Annotated in this window: 15 protein-coding genes; 14 read left to right on the plus strand and 1 reads right to left on the minus strand. The window is 34.1% G+C overall.

The window, feature by feature from the left end:
- Window positions 1-5 precede the first annotated feature (5 nt).
- The 14 genes from ACR9EA_RS09815 to ACR9EA_RS09880 all read left to right on the plus strand — a co-directional run bounded on the left by ACR9EA_RS09815 (window position 6) and on the right by ACR9EA_RS09880 (window position 17,810).
- Entirely contained in the window at window positions 6-1,703 is a 1,698-nt protein-coding gene (locus ACR9EA_RS09815) for a carbamoyltransferase family protein (protein ID WP_435132233.1), read from the plus strand.
- A 2-nt stretch (window positions 1,704-1,705) separates the two neighbouring features.
- Complete coding sequence (locus ACR9EA_RS09820) at window positions 1,706-2,446, plus strand: class I SAM-dependent methyltransferase (RefSeq protein ID WP_435132236.1); 741 nt, start codon at window positions 1,706-1,708, stop codon at window positions 2,444-2,446.
- Window positions 2,446-3,402, plus strand: a complete 957-nt coding sequence (locus ACR9EA_RS09825; protein WP_435132238.1) for a hypothetical protein — start codon at window positions 2,446-2,448, stop codon at window positions 3,400-3,402. Before ACR9EA_RS09820 ends, ACR9EA_RS09825 begins: the two co-directional genes overlap by 1 nt.
- Before the next feature lie 16 nt (window positions 3,403-3,418).
- Window positions 3,419-4,501, plus strand: a complete 1,083-nt coding sequence (locus tag ACR9EA_RS09830; RefSeq protein ID WP_435132240.1) for a GNAT family N-acetyltransferase — start codon at window positions 3,419-3,421, stop codon at window positions 4,499-4,501.
- A 272-nt stretch (window positions 4,502-4,773) separates the two neighbouring features.
- Window positions 4,774-5,895 (plus strand): DegT/DnrJ/EryC1/StrS family aminotransferase, encoded by a 1,122-nt coding sequence (locus ACR9EA_RS09835; RefSeq protein WP_435132242.1) that lies wholly within the window; start codon window positions 4,774-4,776, stop codon window positions 5,893-5,895.
- Window positions 5,888-7,801, plus strand: a complete 1,914-nt coding sequence (locus ACR9EA_RS09840) for a polysaccharide biosynthesis protein (RefSeq protein ID WP_435132245.1) — start codon at window positions 5,888-5,890, stop codon at window positions 7,799-7,801. Before ACR9EA_RS09835 ends, ACR9EA_RS09840 begins: the two co-directional genes overlap by 8 nt.
- 20 nt (window positions 7,802-7,821) lie before the next feature.
- Window positions 7,822-8,604, plus strand: coding sequence for a polysaccharide biosynthesis/export family protein (locus tag ACR9EA_RS09845; protein ID WP_435132248.1), 783 nt, complete (start codon window positions 7,822-7,824; stop codon window positions 8,602-8,604).
- Entirely contained in the window at window positions 8,605-10,986 is a 2,382-nt protein-coding gene (locus ACR9EA_RS09850; RefSeq protein ID WP_435132251.1) for a GumC family protein, read from the plus strand. It abuts the gene before it with no gap.
- A 214-nt stretch (window positions 10,987-11,200) separates the two neighbouring features.
- Window positions 11,201-11,950, plus strand: a complete 750-nt coding sequence (locus ACR9EA_RS09855) for a Crp/Fnr family transcriptional regulator (RefSeq protein ID WP_435132254.1) — start codon at window positions 11,201-11,203, stop codon at window positions 11,948-11,950.
- 299 nt (window positions 11,951-12,249) lie between these two features.
- Window positions 12,250-13,644 (plus strand): CmpA/NrtA family ABC transporter substrate-binding protein, encoded by a 1,395-nt coding sequence (locus ACR9EA_RS09860; protein WP_435132256.1) that lies wholly within the window; start codon window positions 12,250-12,252, stop codon window positions 13,642-13,644.
- A gap of 22 nt (window positions 13,645-13,666) precedes the next feature.
- Window positions 13,667-14,764, plus strand: coding sequence for an ABC transporter permease (locus tag ACR9EA_RS09865; RefSeq protein WP_435132259.1), 1,098 nt, complete (start codon window positions 13,667-13,669; stop codon window positions 14,762-14,764).
- A 14-nt stretch (window positions 14,765-14,778) separates the two neighbouring features.
- Window positions 14,779-15,624 (plus strand): ABC transporter ATP-binding protein, encoded by an 846-nt coding sequence (locus ACR9EA_RS09870; protein ID WP_435132262.1) that lies wholly within the window; start codon window positions 14,779-14,781, stop codon window positions 15,622-15,624.
- A gap of 11 nt (window positions 15,625-15,635) precedes the next feature.
- Entirely contained in the window at window positions 15,636-16,466 is an 831-nt protein-coding gene (locus tag ACR9EA_RS09875) for an ABC transporter ATP-binding protein (RefSeq protein ID WP_435132265.1), read from the plus strand.
- 33 nt (window positions 16,467-16,499) lie between these two features.
- The gene (locus ACR9EA_RS09880) at window positions 16,500-17,810 is read left to right on the plus strand and encodes an alginate export family protein (RefSeq protein WP_435132268.1); all 1,311 of its coding nucleotides are present in this window, start codon (window positions 16,500-16,502) and stop codon (window positions 17,808-17,810) included.
- Between the two features lie 87 nt (window positions 17,811-17,897).
- Here ACR9EA_RS09880 and fsa read toward each other — a convergent pair whose 3' ends face one another.
- Complete coding sequence (fsa, locus tag ACR9EA_RS09885; RefSeq protein ID WP_435132271.1) at window positions 17,898-18,551, minus strand: fructose-6-phosphate aldolase; 654 nt, start codon at window positions 18,549-18,551, stop codon at window positions 17,898-17,900.
- Window positions 18,552-18,622: the final 71 nt, after the last annotated feature.

Raw genomic sequence — 18,622 nt, forward strand, 5'->3', positions numbered from 1 at the left:
AATATATGGTTATACTCGGATTAAACTATTACTTCCACGATTCTACAGCTTGCATCGTTAAAGATGGCCAATTAATTGCTGCCATAGAGGAAGAACGCCTTAACAGAGACAAACACACGCGAAGTTTCCCTATGCTTGCTATAGACAGATGCCTAAAAATTGCAGGACTTAGCTATAACGATATCGACCATATAGCTGTTTCAATTAAACCTACGCATAATCTGGGTAAAAAAATTGTACATAGCGTTACTCATTTAAAAACGATTAAACCCTTTATAAATCACGAATTAGTGCACGGTTATAACAAACAAAAAAGTTTCTGGAACTGGTTTGGATACCACTGGGACAGCAAAAAAGCAGGCCCTAAAGTACATTTTATACAGCACCACTTTAGTCATGCTCCAGGAAGTTTTTATGTTTCTCCGTATAAAGAAGCTGCCTTACTAGGTATTGATGGCTCTGGAGAATGGGCAACCACCTGGTTAGGCTACGGAAAAGACAACGAAGTATCTTGCCTAGGCCAAAGCTATTTCCCGCATTCTTTAGGCTCTTTTTACGAAGCAGTAACACAATTTTGCGGATTTAGAACCAGTTACGACGAAGGTAAAACCATGGGATTGGCACCTATGGGCGACCCTACAGTTTTTCTTGATGAAGTAGAAAAAATAGTTAGTGTTGATGCTAATGGGCAACTACATTTTGATTTAAGCTATTTTAACTATCAAAATATGAGTTGGAAACGCTGTTCGGAAAAATTCTTTAAAATCTTTGGACAACCAAGACAAAAAGACGAGCCTTTCCAAAAACACCATATGGATGTTGCAGCTGCATTCCAGCGCGTACTCGAAAACAAAGTATTAGAAATCTGCGATATTTTACACCAAAAAACAAAAGCAGATTACTTGGTAATTTCGGGAGGTGTGTCTTTAAATAGTGTGATGAACGGGCGTATTGTAAGAGAAAGTCCGTTTAAAGATGTATACGTTATGCCTGCCGCAGGAGATAATGGTACCGCAATTGGAGCTGCATATTATTTGTATAACGGACTATTAAAACAACCCAGAAATTTTGTGCATTTAAACCCTTATGTTGGTACAACCTATAGTAACGAGGCCATCGAAAAAGTGCTGAAAGGCGCCAAATTACGCTACGAAACACACGAAGACATTTGCGATGTGGCCGCTAAATTATTAGAATCTGGAAAAATTATAGGCTGGTTTCAAGGCGCGATGGAAATTGGCCCGCGAGCTCTGGGTAGTCGAAGCATTTTGGCCAACCCCGCTTATCCCGACATGAAAGATAAAATAAATTCTGAAGTAAAATTTAGAGAAGCTTACAGACCATTTGCGCCTTCCGCTATTGTTGAAGCTAAAAATGATTTTTTCGATTTAGAAGTTGAAGCCCCTTTTATGCTTAAAGTTTGTAATGTTTTAAAAGAAAAACAATCTGTAATTCCGGCTGTAACACACGTAGATGGTAGCGCAAGACTTCAAACAGTCACCAAAGAACTACATCCGCGGTATTACGAATTAATAAAAAAACTAGGCGAACGTACTGGTGTTCCTGTTGTTTTAAACACAAGTTTTAACATACAGGGCGAACCCGTTGTCGAGTCGCCGCAAGATGCCATTAGGTGTTTTTTCTCGACCGGTTTGGATTATTTAATTATAGGTAATTTTTTAATTTCTAAAAAACTAGAATAAGTATGAAATCGCCTTTTTCTAAAGCATTCGAAGAACATACCATTAACACTTGGTCCGACAGGTCTAAAATAAATCAGGTAGAAAGTTATTTATTATCTAATTATTTTAAGGACAAAAACACGTCTATTTTAGATGCAGGCACAGGTAACGGCGTATTTTCATTCTATTTAGAAAAAGAACTAGGTTTCCAAAACATATCGGCTTTCGATATTATTCCAAAAATGATAGAAAGAGCTAAAAAAAATGCAACTGAAAAAACCTCGAATGTCAACTTTTTTGTTGCCGATGCTGCTCAATTACATGATGTAAAATCTAATCAGTTTGGATATTTATGCTACTTACAACAAGTATTAAGTATGGTTCCTGAACACAGCTTAAATGCTGCTCTAAAAGAAGCTCACAGAATTGGTAACGAACACAGTACTTATTTGTTTAGTTTTTTAGATTGGCATTCTAGGTGGTACAACCCCATTTTGAGTTTAAATATAAATACAGTTCGTTTATTAAAAGGAAAACCTGTGCAAAAACGCTATTTACCAGAACTAAAATTTAATGGCAAATTAAATAAACAATTTTACAAAAGCGATCAGCATGCAATGCTTTGGGCAAAAAAAAGAGACATTCTAAAAACCCTAAACAACACGGGGTTTGAAGTAAAAACGGTTTACAAAGAAAAAATGATAACAAACAAAAAAGGGAGTGCGCTATTTTTTGTTTGTACTAAAAAACAAGAAATCTATTAATGAAAAAATTAGTTCTAACATGTTTTGTCTATGGCATTCTAATACTATTAGTTTTAGAATTAGGCGTTAGAGCTTTTCATTTAACAAAAGATTACCCTGTACGTTATATTGATAAATTTGGTGTAGAAAAATGGCAGCCCAATCAGACGGGATATTCGGTTACAGGTAATAGAAAGCAAAACTTTTCTGAATACCGAATTAACAATTCAGGTTTCAATTCTTACCGAGAGTTTACACCTTCTTCCGATAAAACAGAAATAGCACTTGTAGGCGATTCGTTTATAGAAGGTTTTCATCAAGATTACTACAATTCTATCGGTAAAAAAATAGAAAACAACATAGGCGATATAGAGGTCTACGAATACGGTTATGCCGGTTACGACTTAGCAGATCAACTTCACCTGATGCACCAATATCAAAACACTTTCAAACTGATAGATTATGTTTTTATTGGTCTAGAATTCGATACAGATTTACTACGTCCAGAATACAGTATTTCTAATGAAAGAATGAAGCTTGAAACGCCTGTATATAAAATATTAAGACAATGCAAATTATTAGTTTACCTACAAAGTATCGGCATTCTTGATGCTCCTAAAAATTTGATTTCTAAATTATCAAAAGCCAATAAAATTAAAGCCCAAACCACAGAGCAGGAACTTTACCCCCTCTATCTAAACAATTTCAAGCATTTAGTTAACACTTACCATTTCGACAAAAACAAATACATTTTTTTAATAGACGCAAAAAAAACACCAGCCTCATTTTTAAACTATCTAAACAACAACCAATATCGCTATTTAGATTTTTCGGAAACATTAAATCGCTCTAAAAATAGCACCACACTTATTTACGACATGCATTGGAACAATTACGGGAGGACTTTAATTGCGGAAACCATTGGCAGCTACGTATTACAAAGCGGCACATCCAAATCTCAATTAACCAATTTTTGAATTAAAATTTAAGTTTATGGAACTCGTTATAAAACAAATAATAAATGAAAACGATTTTAAAGACTACATAAAAGCTGTAGACTCCTTTAATATTGTTAACCCTTTTTATAAGAATTTAGGAGCCAACCTAAACGATCTATTAGGTGATCAATTACATTATTTCATTTTAAAAAGCGAGCATAACACTATTTTAATACTCATGCCCTTTTTATTAAGAAAAATAAATAGCGATATAACCCAAGATACTTATTTTGATATTACTTCGCCTTACGGATATAGCGGTCCTTTATTCAATCAAAATTTAACCAAAGAACAATTAGTAAAGTTTTGGAGCCTTGTAGACGATTGGTATCGTGACAATAATGTTGTTTCAGAATTTATAAGATTTAGCCTTAACGACAATCACAACTATTATTCTGGTACTTTAGTGCCAACGCTAACAAATGTAAAAGGAAGAATAATGCCCCATACCGATCTTTGGAATAACTTTAAGCAAAAGGTGAGAAATAACTACAGAAAAAGTATTTCCTACAACCTTAAAATACAAGTCCTACGACATAACATTACTAAAGAGAATGTACAGTTATTTCATAATATCTATACCCAAACCATGACTAGAATTAATGCCAGTAAAGAGTATTTCTTTTCTTTCAATTATTTCAATAACATTGTAGAATTAAACCAAGGTAATTGTTTAATAGTTTTTATTTACAAAGAACATATTGCAATTTCTACAGAACTGATACTTATTTCTGGAGATACACTTTTTTCTTACCTAGGAGGTACACTTTCCGATTATTTCAATACTAGACCCAACGACTTTTTAAAAATAGAAGTTATGAAATGGGCTAGAGATAACAATATAAACTGCTATGTTTTAGGTGGCGGCAGAGAAGATAACGACAGCCTATACCAATACAAAAAATCGTTTTTCCCTAACGACCAAGATGTTGTATATTATACAGGCAGAAAAATTATAAACGCCACGGTTTATAAAAAACTAACACAAGAACTTCAAAACCAAGTTGATGCACCCGATAATCAAAGCAATTATTTCCCTAGCTATAGACCACAATACACAAAAGTAAAAACTAAATAAACCTTAGATTTTCACATTCTTATTACTAAAATATTTCGTCAATAACCTTAAGCTAAAAATTGATATTAAAATACAGATTCACAGTTTATTTTAACAATTTTTGTTAACGTAAATATCTGCGATTCGTCGTTTTTATTTGATTTAGTATTAACAAATTACGGATATTTATATGTAACTAATTAATTACAGCTAATTTGTTATAATATTTTTATGTTCCAAATCCGTAAAAAAACATAAAAATTGTGGTAATTCATTACTTAACAATTTTGCCTATGAAATCAAAAATATGGTTATCTTCTCCTCACATGAGTGGTCATGAAATAGGATTTATTAATGAAGCTTTCGACACCAATTGGATTGCGCCTTTAGGCCCAAATGTTACCGGTTTTGAGTCGGACTTAACATCTTATCTTCAAGAAGACAAAGAAATAGCCGCTGTAAGCTCTGGCACTTCAGCCTTGCATCTTGCGCTTATTCTTTTAAATGTAACTTATGGAGATGAAGTAATTTGCCAATCTAAAACCTTTTCGGCTTCTGCAAACCCAATAGTTTATCAAGGTGCCACTCCTATATTTATTGACAGCGAAGCAGATACTTGGAATATTTGCCCTATTCAATTAGAGATTGCCATAAAAGATAGACTTTCTAAAGGTAAAAAACCAAAAGCCATAATTGCTGTACATTTATATGGTATGCCTTATAAAGTAAACGAAATACACGATATTTCTAAAAAATACGATATTCCGATTGTTGAAGACAGCGCAGAAGCCTTAGGCAGCACTTTCAACAATCAAAAATGTGGCACATTTGGAGATTTCGCTATTTTATCCTTTAATGGCAATAAAATAATAACCACTTCTGGTGGTGGTGCTTTAGTTTGTAATACTCTAAAACAAAAAGAAAAAGCTGTGTTTTTGGCCACACAAGCAAAAGACCAAAACGTAGCTTACGTACACTCGCATATAGGATATAATTACAGAATGTCTAATATAGTTGCAGGAATTGGTCGCGGACAAATGATGACTTTAGACAATCATGTTCAAAAAAGAAGAAGTAATTACAATTTTTATAAATCGCAACTGGAATCTATTTCTGATATTACGTTTTTAAAAGAACCAGACCACTGCTATTCCAATCGTTGGTTAACATGCGTGCTGTTAAAAAACAAAAACGACCAAGACAAATTAAGAGTGCACCTTGAAGCCGATAATATAGAAACCAGACCTTTATGGAAACCGATGCATCAACAACCAGTATTTAAAGATGCTCCGAGTTATTTAAATGGTACTTCAGACGATTTGTTTGAAAGAGGTTTATGCTTGCCAAGTGGATCTAATTTAACCGACGAAGATTTAAACAGAACTGTAGCGCTAATCAAACAATATTTTGAATAAAATAAACAAAATACTCGTTAAACTATCCAACCGTTACGCCTCTAAATGGGTGGTGTTACTGTTTGATTTATGTTTGGTTGTATTTACGTTTTTCTTAGCCTATTTAATTCGTTATAATTTTGAAATTTCTTTCGATTTAGAGAAGTTCTTTCTCCAAATCCCATTTGTATTAATTGCAGCAACAATTAGCTTTTTTATAGTTAGCTCGCACAGAGGCGTTGTTCGTTTTACAGGAGTTAAAGATGTTGTAAATATTGTTGTAGGTATCAACCTTTTAGCCACCATACTAATTATTTCTACGTATGTTAGCCGACAATACAAATACGATTCGATTTTTGATATTGCAGGCTCTGTTATCTACATCCATTTATTACTCAATGTTTTTTTCTTAATCGGAGCTAAATTTTTTATAAAATCAATCTACCACAGTATCATTTCAGACCATCATTTAATGAATAAAAACGGTCATAAAATTCTAATTTATGGTGCTGGAAATTCTGGAATGGTTACTTACGAAGCCATTACCAACGATTCAAAAAGTAATATCGAAATTTTTGGTTTTATAGATGATAACGTTAAAAAGATTGGTAAAAAAATAAACCTCTTAGAAGTTTACGATCCGAAAAAAATTACGACAGAATTCATTGAAAAACATAAAATCGATGAAATCATTATATCCATACAGGTTATAAGTTCGGAACGCTTACTAGAAATTACAAAAGAATTTTTAGCTAAATCTATAAAAGTTAAAATCACGCCACCTGTACAGCAGTGGATTGATGGTGATTTACAAGTAAGTCAAATTAAAGATGTTAACATAGAAGATTTACTTGGCAGAGAACCCATAAGCATTAAAAACCCCGTTTTAGTAGAAGAATACGACAATAAAGTTATTTTAGTTTCGGGTGCAGCAGGGTCTATCGGTAGCGAAATAGCTAGAAAACTCACTAAGTTTAATTACAAAAAACTAATCTTGGTAGATGTTGCAGAATCGCCTTTATACGATTTACAACAAGAATTCATTCAAAATGACATAAAACAATTTGAAGTTATTGTAGCCGATGTAAGAAATACAGTAAGAATGAATCAAATTTTCGCTTCTTACAGACCCCAATTTGTATTTCATGCAGCTGCTTACAAGCATGTTCCCTTAATGGAAAACAATCCTTACGAAGCTGTTAGTGTAAACGTTAGCGGCACCATTAACATGTCCAATCTAGCCATAAAATTTGGAGTTAATAAGTTTGTAATGATATCTACCGACAAGGCTGTTAACCCTACAAACGTCATGGGAGCTACCAAGCGCATAGCAGAACTATACATAAGCTGCTTAAATAAAAAAGGGAATACTAAATTTATAACCACTAGATTCGGTAATGTATTAGGGTCTAATGGGTCGGTTATACCTTTATTCAAAAAGCAAATAGAAAAAGGAGGGCCTTTAACCGTAACACATAAAGATATTACGCGTTATTTCATGACCATTCCAGAAGCATGTTCTTTAGTTCTAGAAGCTGCCGCCATGGGTAACGGTGGCGAAATTTTTGTTTTCGACATGGGCAAATCTGTTAAAATATTCGATTTAGCAGTGAATATGATTACTTTATCTGGCTTAAATTACCCTACAGATATCGATATTAAAATTACGGGATTACGTCCTGGCGAAAAGATTTACGAAGAATTACTAGCCAATGGAGAAAATACCCGACCAACTTATCATGAAAAAATCATGATTGCAAAATCAAAAAAAATAGACACTAAGGTTACTTTAAATTTAATTATAGAATTGCACCAAAACAATCCTAAATGCCAAACCTTGGATATCGTTTCGAAAATCAAAGAAATTGTACCAGAATATATATCTAACAACTCCAAATTTGAAGTTTTAGATAGCCCTAGAAATTAAACCAAAAGCTATTAACCAATATGAAAAAATTTAAGACCAACTTATTTATAATTACCCTTACGCTTACTTATCTCTTTTTTAATTCGTGTGCTTCGCCTAAAGAAGTTGTTTATTTTCAAGACGAAGCTATAGCTGGATCAACCAAATTACCAGATTTTGAAATTCGTTTTAAACCAGACGATCTTTTAACAATAGATGTATCTGCTTTAGATCCCGAAGCCGCAAAACCATTTAATTTGCCAGCTGTATCGTATAATGCATCGGCGGTAGACCTTGCGCAAGGTACTTTAAAAATGCAAACGTATTTAATTGACAATAATGGTAATATAGAATTTCCTGTTTTAGGAACCATTAAAATTGGTGGACTTACAAGAAGTGAGGCTAACGAGTATTTAAAATCATTACTGATTGAATACATTAAAGACCCCATTGTTAACATCAGGTTAGCTAATTTTAGAATTACAGTTTTAGGCGAAGTTAATAAACCTGGTACGTACACCATTCCTAACGAAAAAATCACTTTAACAGAAGGCTTAGGTCTTGCTGGCGATTTAACCATATACGGAAAACGTGAAAATGTTTTTTTAATACGAGAAATTAATGGCGAAAACCGATATTATAAATTCGATTTAACCTCTATAAATGTCACCAATTCGCCGTACTATTATTTAACGCAAAACGATGTTATTTATGTAGAACCTAACAAAGCAAGAATAAGATCGTCTAAATACAATCAAAACAATGTTGTTTTAATTTCTGCCATTGCCACCTTAGCCACTATCGTTGCCTTAATCATTAAATAAATGAAAGATCAAAAGACCTTAAATAAAATTAACCTACACGACACGCTACACGTGTATTTATCGCAATGGAAATATTTTCTGATATCGGTGATATTATGTTTGCTATTGGCATTTACTTTTTTAAGATATTCTACCAATCAATATAAAAGTTCAACCATAATACAATTAAAAGACGATAAGCAAACCAATAAATTACCTGAAATTTCAAGCTTACAAGGGCTAGGTGTAATTTCTGGTGATGCCAAAGAAGTTAAAGATGAACTGGAAATTTTAAAATCTAAAACATTAATAGAACAGGTTGTTAAAGATTTAAAGTTAAATATTTCATACCATGTACAAGGCGTTATAAAAGAAAAAGAAAGTTATTCTAATCCACCGTTCAACCTTACATTCTTTAAAGACGATTCAATCATAAACACTATAGATACTACATTTTTTGTTACTGTAGTCTCGAACTCTAAATTCAACATTACCAATGAAGATCCGAAAACGATAACATCTTTAGGAGGAAATTCAGATACAGGAAAGACCTATAATTTTGGAGACAAATTAAACACCTCGTTTGGAGGTATTGTTATAACCCCAAACATTGGAAATTACGGTTCGCAAATTGGTGTTACTACCAAGATTAAATTTGTTCCAATAGATAAATTGGTAGAAACGTATCAAAATGGGCTACAACTAGATAATGCAGAGGGATCAAAAATCATCAAAATATCGTTAAACGGAGCCATTCAAAAAAAATCTGAAGATTTCCTAAATAAACTTATACAAAAATATAATGCCGATGTCGTTCAAGATAAAGAAGAAGTTATTAAAGTGACATCGGACTTTATAAACAATAGACTTGATATTGTTTCGGAAGAACTACAACAAGTAGATTTAACTGCCGAAACTTTAAAAAAAGACAATCGCTTATCGGATTTAGCATCACAATCCAACATCTTTTTACAGTCGGAACGCGAAAATGAAGCCAATTTAATGGCTACCACAAATCAAATTCAATTAATTGATTATATGGAGCAACATTTGGAACAAAATAATTCCAATAGCGATTTATTACCTGCTAATGTTGGAATAGAAGACCCTAATATTGCTCTAGTTACAAAAAGTCATAACGATTTGGTTTTACAACGCAATAGAATTCTTAAAAATTCAAGCGAAAAAAACCCAACTGTAATAAATCTTAACAACCAAATTAAGGCACTTAAAGACAATTTGGAGCAAAGTTTAAATAATTTAAAATCTTCAACACAAATCACATTAAATTCGTTAAAACGAACAGATTCAAGAATTAATGCTCAAATCTATTCTACACCTGCTAAGGAAAGACAGTTTAGAGATATTACAAGACAACAGAGCATTAAAGAATCTCTCTATCTTTATCTTTTAGAAAAGCGTGAAGAAACGGCTATTACTTTAGGCATGTCTACAGCAAATGCTAAAGTGGTAGACCCAGCAAGCACCTCTAACATTCCCGTAAGCCCTAAAAAGCTTATAGTGCTTTTAGCAGCTTTAATTTTTGGTTTGGCCATTCCTTTTCTATTCTTTTACACAAAAGATTTGCTCGACAACAAAATACACACTAAAAAAGATTTAACTAACTTACTAGACATCCCATTTATTGCCGAAATTCCAAAAACAACAGGTAAGCTTATCAACGTACAAAAAGTAGATTATTCACCAAAAGCGGAAGCATTTAGAATACTCCGAACCAATTTAGATTTTATGCTCCAAAATATTAAAGACAGAGCGAAAATTATATACATCACCTCAACCACCAGTCAAGAAGGTAAATCACATACAGCAACAAATCTAGCCTTATCATTATCGTTTTCAGAGAAAAAAGTTTTATTAATTGAAACAGATATTAGGGTTCCTAGAGCATCACTCTATCTAGATTTTGAAAATAAACTTGGCTTAACCGACTTTTTAAGTAATAATGATTTAAAGGCTAAGGATATTATAAAATCTAAAAAAGAAAATCCGTTTTTAAGTATAATCCCTTCTGGTACCATACCACCAAACCCTGCCGAATTACTTATGAACGACAGATATTCTGATTTAATCGAAACCATTAAAAATGATTTCGATTATATTATAGTAGATACTGCTGCTGTTGGGCTGGTTACAGATACTTTATTAATAAGTAAACATGCCGATGTATTTGTTTATGTAGTTAAAGCAAATTATTTAGACAAACGTAGCCTACATGTAGCAGATATGATGTTTACCGAAAAGCGCTTACCAAACATGACTATGCTTTTAAATAATGTAGATCATAGACGCAGTTACGGATACGGCTATGGTTATGGCTACGGTAACAACCCTAAAAAACAAAAACAATGGTGGCAGAAATACTTTCCTAATAAAAAAGTATAATATTTAAGCTTTTAATGTTTTAAAATTCCATAAGCGTACAACCAACTTGTACACTTATTTTTTGTCTTAATTATTAACTAATCATAAATAAGAAGTGTTTTAAATTAACAAATTCACATTTAAATCGAATGAATATTAAATTTTAGCAAAAGTTTAGCTTAAACACACAAAACTAAGTATTATTACGTATTTTTATATTATATACTTACAGGGTATGTCTATAATAAATACACAATATAAAATTAATAAAACCATACAAACACATTGCGCTTGTAATACGTGTTTGAACACAAATTGCCTAATAAAAAGAAATTTAGAAGCCCTTAACAGCACAGATATTCCTATTAACAAAAACACTTTACACTGTAAAAAGGGGCAACAATTTATTATTGAAGGCGCCCCCGTTAACGGCTTATATTTTATACTAAAAGGAAAAGCTAAAGTTTTTAGAACAGGCATTAATGGTAAAGAACAGATTGTTAGATTTGCTAAAGAAGGAGAAATTATAGGGCATCGCGGATTTGGCACTGAGGAGTTTTATACTATCGGTGCGATTGCTTTAGAAAACACCGCACTTTGTTATTTCTCTAAACATGTGCTTCAAGATATACTTCACAAAACCCCAAGCTTTACCTACGATTTAATGTTATTCTACGCCAACGAATTAAACCGCAGCGAATCTAAAGTAAAATCATTATCACAAATGACTGTGCGTGAGCGATTAGCCGACATGCTACTTTATATCAACAGAAAATTCGGATCGCTAAACGGATATTTAAATCTTCCTTTAAGCAGAAAAGAATATGCCGATTACGCTGGAACTTCAGAAGAACAGGTTATTAGAATATTTTCTTCGCTTAAAAAAGAAAACATTATAAAAGCTTCCGGTAAAAAAATAGGCATTCTAGACATTACACGGTTAAAGAATGAAATAAGCGAGCATAATTTCTTTTTAGATAGTTAAACCAATTATCAAGCTCAACTCACTCCCCCTCAAAAGCTTAGTCCCAAGTATTACCCTATTTAAACATTACATTTTCATTCTATATTACGTATTTCTCTTAAAAACATACGTAATACGCAATCAACATCACAATATTCAATTAACTGAAAGTCAATAAACTATATTAAAAACCTGCGTTTTATCAGTTTTTATGCTGTATTAAAAAGTGCTTTTTATATGGTATTCATCATAACACATTTCAACAAGTACTTATATATTTGAACAAAATAAGTATTAATACTTAATTAAATAATCAAATTATGAAAGCACTACTTAAAAAAACCATTTTCATCCTACCAGCTACTATCTTATTAATAGCCTGTGGTAACAAAGAAAAACAACAGGCTTTAGCCGAACATGTTAGCACCACCCCTAGCACCTCAAAACACTTAGCTATCGAAAAACCACAATTAACTTTTGGCTTCATAAAATTAACAGACATGGCGCCTTTAGCCATAGCAAAAGAAAAAGGCTTTTTTGAAGATGAAGGCCTATTTGTTTCGGTTGAAGCACAATCTAATTGGAAAAACGTACTAGACCGCGTTATAGACGGTCAATTAGATGGCTCCCATATGCTGGCAGGACAACCTATTGCCGCAGGAGCTGGCTTTGGAAGACAGGCCGAATTGGTTACTCCTTTTTCAATGGATTTAAACGGAAACGGTATAACCGTATCTAACGATGTTTGGGACAAAATGAAACCAAATGTACCGACAGACTCAGACGGAAAACCAATACATCCCATTAAAGCAGATGCATTAAAACCAGTAATCGAGTCTTACAAAAAAGAAGGCAAAGCTTTTAAAATGGGTATGGTATTTCCTGTATCTACACACAATTACGAAATCAGATATTGGTTAGCTGCAGCAGGAATAAATCCTGGCATGTATACAGCAGATAATGTTCAAGGCCAAATAGATGCCGAAGTTTTACTATCAGTAACCCCTCCTCCACAAATGCCAGCCACTTTAGAAGCTGGAACAATTTACGGTTACTGCGTAGGTGAACCTTGGAACCAACAAGCTGTATTTAAAGGTATTGGTGTACCTGTAGTTACCAATTACGATATCTGGAAAAACAACCCTGAAAAAGTATTTGTAATGACCAAAAAATTTGTAGAAGACAACCCAAACACTGCCATAGCCGTAACCAAAGCCTTAATTAGAGCTGGACAATGGTTAGACGAACCAAGCAATAGAGCCGAAGCCGTTAAGATATTATCGATGTCTCAATATGTTGGTGCAGACGAAGCCGTAATTGCCAACTCTATGACAGGAACTTTTGAATTTGAAAAAGGTGATAAGCGTGATATGCCAGATTTCAATGTTTTTTACAAGTACAACGCCACCTATCCGTTTTATTCTGATGGTATTTGGTTCTTAACACAAATGCGCAGATGGGGACAAATACCTGAAGCTAAACCTGCTAATTGGTATTCCGAAACTATTAAAGACATTTACAGACCAGACATTTGGAAAAAAGCAGCTGCGCTTTTAGTTGAAGAAGGCCATATTCCAGCAACAGACATTCCCCAAACCGATGGCTTTAAACCTGCAACATCAGATTTTATAGATGGAACTATTTACGATGCCAAAAAGCCTATAGAATATATTAATAGCTTCAGCATAGGTAACAAAGACGAAACCATTCAATAACTCATTTAAAAACACATAAGTCATGAAACAAAATATAGCTTTAGAAAAAGTTTCCAGATTTATGGAAATAGGTCTTTTAAGTAGCGCTAAAGATCTGCTTACAGGAAACTTTACAAAACCAGATTATTTAAAAGTGCTTAGAAAAACTGTAGTTCCAATAGCTTCAATATTACTTTTTATAGGATTATGGCATTTAGGCGCAAAAGCCCTATACAATAGAGAAGCTAATTTTAAAATAGAAAACGCCTTAGAAACACAGGGTCCCGAAGCCGCCGATGAACTTCGTAAATGTATTGCATCGGGAGATATTAGTTGTCAACCAAACACCTTACCTTCTCCTAGTCAAGTTTGGGATTCGTACAAATCCCTTATTACAGACCATAACCGAATTGCTGCAGACAAAGCCGCGTTTAAGGCTAAAACAGCCGACATTAACGCAACGCGCCTAGCTAACGGAGAAGCACCGATTACTTACACCGGAAGACCATCGTTTATAGATCAGATTATCATGAGCCTAAAAACTGTTTTTGCAGGTTTTCTATTAGCTTTTTTTATTGCAGTTCCAACAGGTATCTTAATCGGTTTAAGTCCAACTTTAAAGAGTGCTTTCAACTGGTTTATACAAATTTTCAAGCCTGTTTCTCCTGTAGTTTGGTATTTATTGGTTTTCATGATTGTAAAAACCATACTTATAGATTCTAGCGAAGATAGTTCGTTTATCATCTCTTTTATTAGTGTTGGTTTATGCTCTATGTGGGCCACACTTGTTAATACTGCTATGGGCGTTTCGACTGTAGATAAAGATTATATAAACGTTGCCAAAGTACTAAAATTGGGACCGTTTAAAAAAGTCTTTAAAGTTATTTTACCATCGTCCTTACCATTAATATTTACAGGATTAAAAATCACCCTATCGGTAGCCTGGATGGTATTAATAGCTATAGAACTTCTAGCGCAAAGTCCGGGACTAGGATCGTTTGTTTGGGAAGAATTTCAAAATGGTGCTAACGATTCCAATTCAAAAATTATTGTAGCCATGTTTGTAATAGGTATCATCGGTTTTTTACTGGACCGCATCATGCTTACTATTCAAAATTCAGTTTCATTCAATGCTAATTAAAACAAAAGAAAATCATGGCCTATTTAGAACTTAATAATGTATCCAAAACTTATGGCAAAGGAGCTTCGGCATCTCATGTCTTATCAAACATCAATCTTTCTATAAACGAAGGTGAGTTTGTGGCAATAGTTGGTTTTACAGGTAGTGGCAAAACAACTCTCGTCAATTTAATCAACGGGTTAATTACCCCTACAAAAGGCGATATTTTATTTAAAGGAAAGCCAGTTACCGGTACAAGTCACGAGCGCGGGGTTATTTTTCAAAATTACTCATTGCTACCGTGGCTAACCGTAGGACAAAACATCTATATCGCTGTTAAAGAAGCCTTTCCTAAGCTAAAAAAGCAAGAGATTAACACTATGGTCTCTAAATACGTAGCTATGGTAAATTTAACTCCTGCCCTAAACAAACGTCCTAAAGAGCTTTCGGGCGGTATGCGACAACGTGTGGCGGTAGCGAGAGCCTTAGCCATGAAACCAGAAATGATTGTTATGGACGAGCCTTTAGGTGCTCTAGATGCACTTACCAGAGGAAATCTTCAGGACGAGATTTTAAAAATCTGGGGACAAGACAAACGCACGGCGCTACTCATTACAAACGATGTAGATGAAGGCATTTACATGGCCGATCGTATTATTCCGTTATGTCCTGGTCCAAATGCCACACTCGGTCCAGAATTTAAAATTAATATTGAAAGACCACGAGACAAAACCGAATTAAACGATAACCCTGAGTTTAAACATACACGAAACGCCATTATTGAATACTTAATGGATATTGGGGATAAACGCAAATCGGCATCAAAAAAGGAATATATCCTACCCAATTTAGAACCCAAAAGCTTTATCTCTCAGTTTTAAAACTCGAATTTATGACAACTACATCTATAAACACAGCTACATCATTAACAGAAAATGGCATTGTTTTTCCATCAAACAATATCATGCTGGATTTAAACAATTTAAAAAAAGTATATCCAACACCAAAAGGCGATTATACCGTTTTAGAAGGGTTAAATCTGAAAATAAAAAAAGAAGAATTCGTTACCATAATTGGCCACTCTGGCTGCGGAAAAACCACCATGCTATCAATGATTGCTGGATTAAACAGTATTTCTGGCGGAAGCATTTCCGTATTAGGTAATCGCATAAAAGGCCCAGGGCCAGACAGAGGCGTTATCTTTCAATCACCAAGCTTAATGCCATGGATGACAGCCCTTCAAAATGTACTATTAGGCGTTAACCAAGTATTTCCTAATGCCACCAAAAAACAACGCAACGATATTGCCAAATATTATCTTCAAAAAGTAGGATTAGAAGATGCGTTTCATAAAAAAGCGGTGTCGCTCTCTCAGGGCATGCAACAACGTGTAGGTATTGCCAGAGCTTTTGCTATAAAACCTAAAGTTTTACTTCTAGACGAGCCATTTGGCATGCTAGATTCTTTAACCCGTGGCGAACTGCAAGACATTCTAATAGAAATATGGAATAAAGAAAAAATTACTGCTATTATGATAACCCACGATGTAGACGAAGCCATTTTCTTAGCAGACCGCGTGGTAATGATGACCAGCGGACCTAAAGCCAAAATAGGCGATGTATTAAATATAGATTTTGAAAGGCCAAGAACCCGAAAGGCTGTTTTAGAACACGACAATTACTACGCGTACAGAAAACATTTAATAGACTTTTTAGAACATTAAAAACCAATAATTACACCAATCAATCCAAAAAAAATGAAAAAGCAAATTATCTTTTTACTTCTTGTTATTACTGCATTACAGTATACACACGCACAATTTATCCTCGATGGCGAATTTAGACCACGAACAGAGTACAGGCATGGGTTTGGAAGCATTATGCCAGACCAAGCAGAACCTGGTTATTCTATAAGCACCCGAGCCCGACTAAATGCCGCTTACAAAACAGAAACCTATTCCTTTTATTTAAGTTTTCAAGATGTTTTAACTTGGGGTGAAAACCGACAAATAAAACCTGTAGACAGCAATAACTCTTTCGCAATATTTCAAGCATGGGCCAACATTAAATTAGGCTCTGGATTTTCAACCAAATTAGGACGCCAAATTATTTCTTACGACGACCAAAGGATTATGGGAGGCTTAGACTGGGCACAACAAGGCAGAAATCACGATGCGGCTTTAATACAATTTAAAAACGAATCGTTTATGTTAGATCTCGGACTCGCTTTCAATCAGGATTTCGATGATATTCCTGGCAATGTTAGCGGATTTGTAAATACTGGTAACGAATACACCGAAGACCCTGGATTCTTTACCTATAAAGCCATGCAGTACGTGTATTTAAAGAAAGAATGGAGCACTTTTAAAGCAAGTCTATTAGCTTTAAACAATATATTTCAGAACTTCGAAACCGAAAACGGAGCGCGTATTTATAACGGTTTTGGTACCAGCAGTCTTCAAACTATTGGTACGCACTTAGAATTTACGCCTGGGAAATTTGGCCTTACAGGAAATGCTTTTTTTCAAACGGGAGACCGCGTAAACAAACTAGCCGTAAAAGGCGCATTTTTATTAGGTCTTGATGCCAGTTTTAAAATATCCGACGGTATTGGTTTAGGCGCTGGTATAGAAGTTATTAGTGGTAATGATGCCGACGCAGGCGAAACCAGAGCTTTTTTCCCACTTTACGGAACCAATCATAAATTTAACGGATTTATGGATTATTTTTATGTAGGTAACCACGCCAACTCTATTGGTTTAGTTGATGTACATGTAAGCGCAAATTTCAAATTAAACGATAGCTCTTCTCTATTTGTTAAAGTTCTTAATTTTAGCGGCGAACAAGATTTACCTAGTGGCGAAAAATCCCTTGGTACAGAATTAGATCTGGTATATTCTAAATCGTTTAAAGGATTTGGGTTAAAATTAGGCTATTCGCAAATGTTTGCCAGAGATGGCATGTACGAACTTAAAGGTGTTCCTGAAGACGATGCGGCAAGCGCACAAAATTGGGCATGGGCCATGTTAATAATGAAGCCTAAATTTTTAAACGGAAGTACAAACTAAAAATTGATTTCAGTAACCAAAATTTATGAATCCATAAAAAAATCCTCAATTCGCGTTGAGGATTTTTTTATGTAATGAAAAGAAAAATTAGTTTCCTTTTTTATAATCTTCTAAAAATTTAGCCAAACCAATATCAGTAAGTGGGTGTTTTAATAAACCTTCAATAGAACTTAAAGGCCCTGTCATAACATCGGCACCTAGTTTAGCACAATCGATAACGTGCATTGTATGACGTACAGAAGCTGCTAGAATTTGAGTTTCGAACGCATAATTATCATAAATATGACGAATTTCAGAAATCAAGTTTAAACCATCTGTAGAGATATCATCTAAACGACCAATAAACGGAGACACATAAGTTGCCCCTGCTTTAGCAGCTAACAATGCTTGTCCTGGAGAAAACACTAAGGTAACATTGGTTCTGACACCTTTTTCCGAAAAATATTTACAAGCCTTAACTCCATCTTTAATCATTGGCAATTTTACAACTATTTGTTCGTGTAGTTCTGCCAAAGCCTCACCTTCTCTAACCATACCTTCAAAATCTGTAGCAATAACCTCGGCGCTAACATCTCCATCAACTATATTACAGATATCTACATAATGCTTTAAAATATTATCATGTCCTGTAATACCTTCTTTGGCCATTAATGAAGGGTTTGTGGTTACACCATCTAATACACCTAACTCTTGAGCTTCTTTTATTTGAGCTAAATTTGCTGTGTCGATAAAAAATTTCATTATTCTTAGTTTATTTTAGTTGTAAAAATATAGTGCTAATTTACAATTTTAAGACCGCTTTTAAACTGTTT

It is taken from the genome of Formosa sp. A9, from assembly GCF_051200825.1.
Lineage (GTDB): Bacteria > Bacteroidota > Bacteroidia > Flavobacteriales > Flavobacteriaceae > Formosa.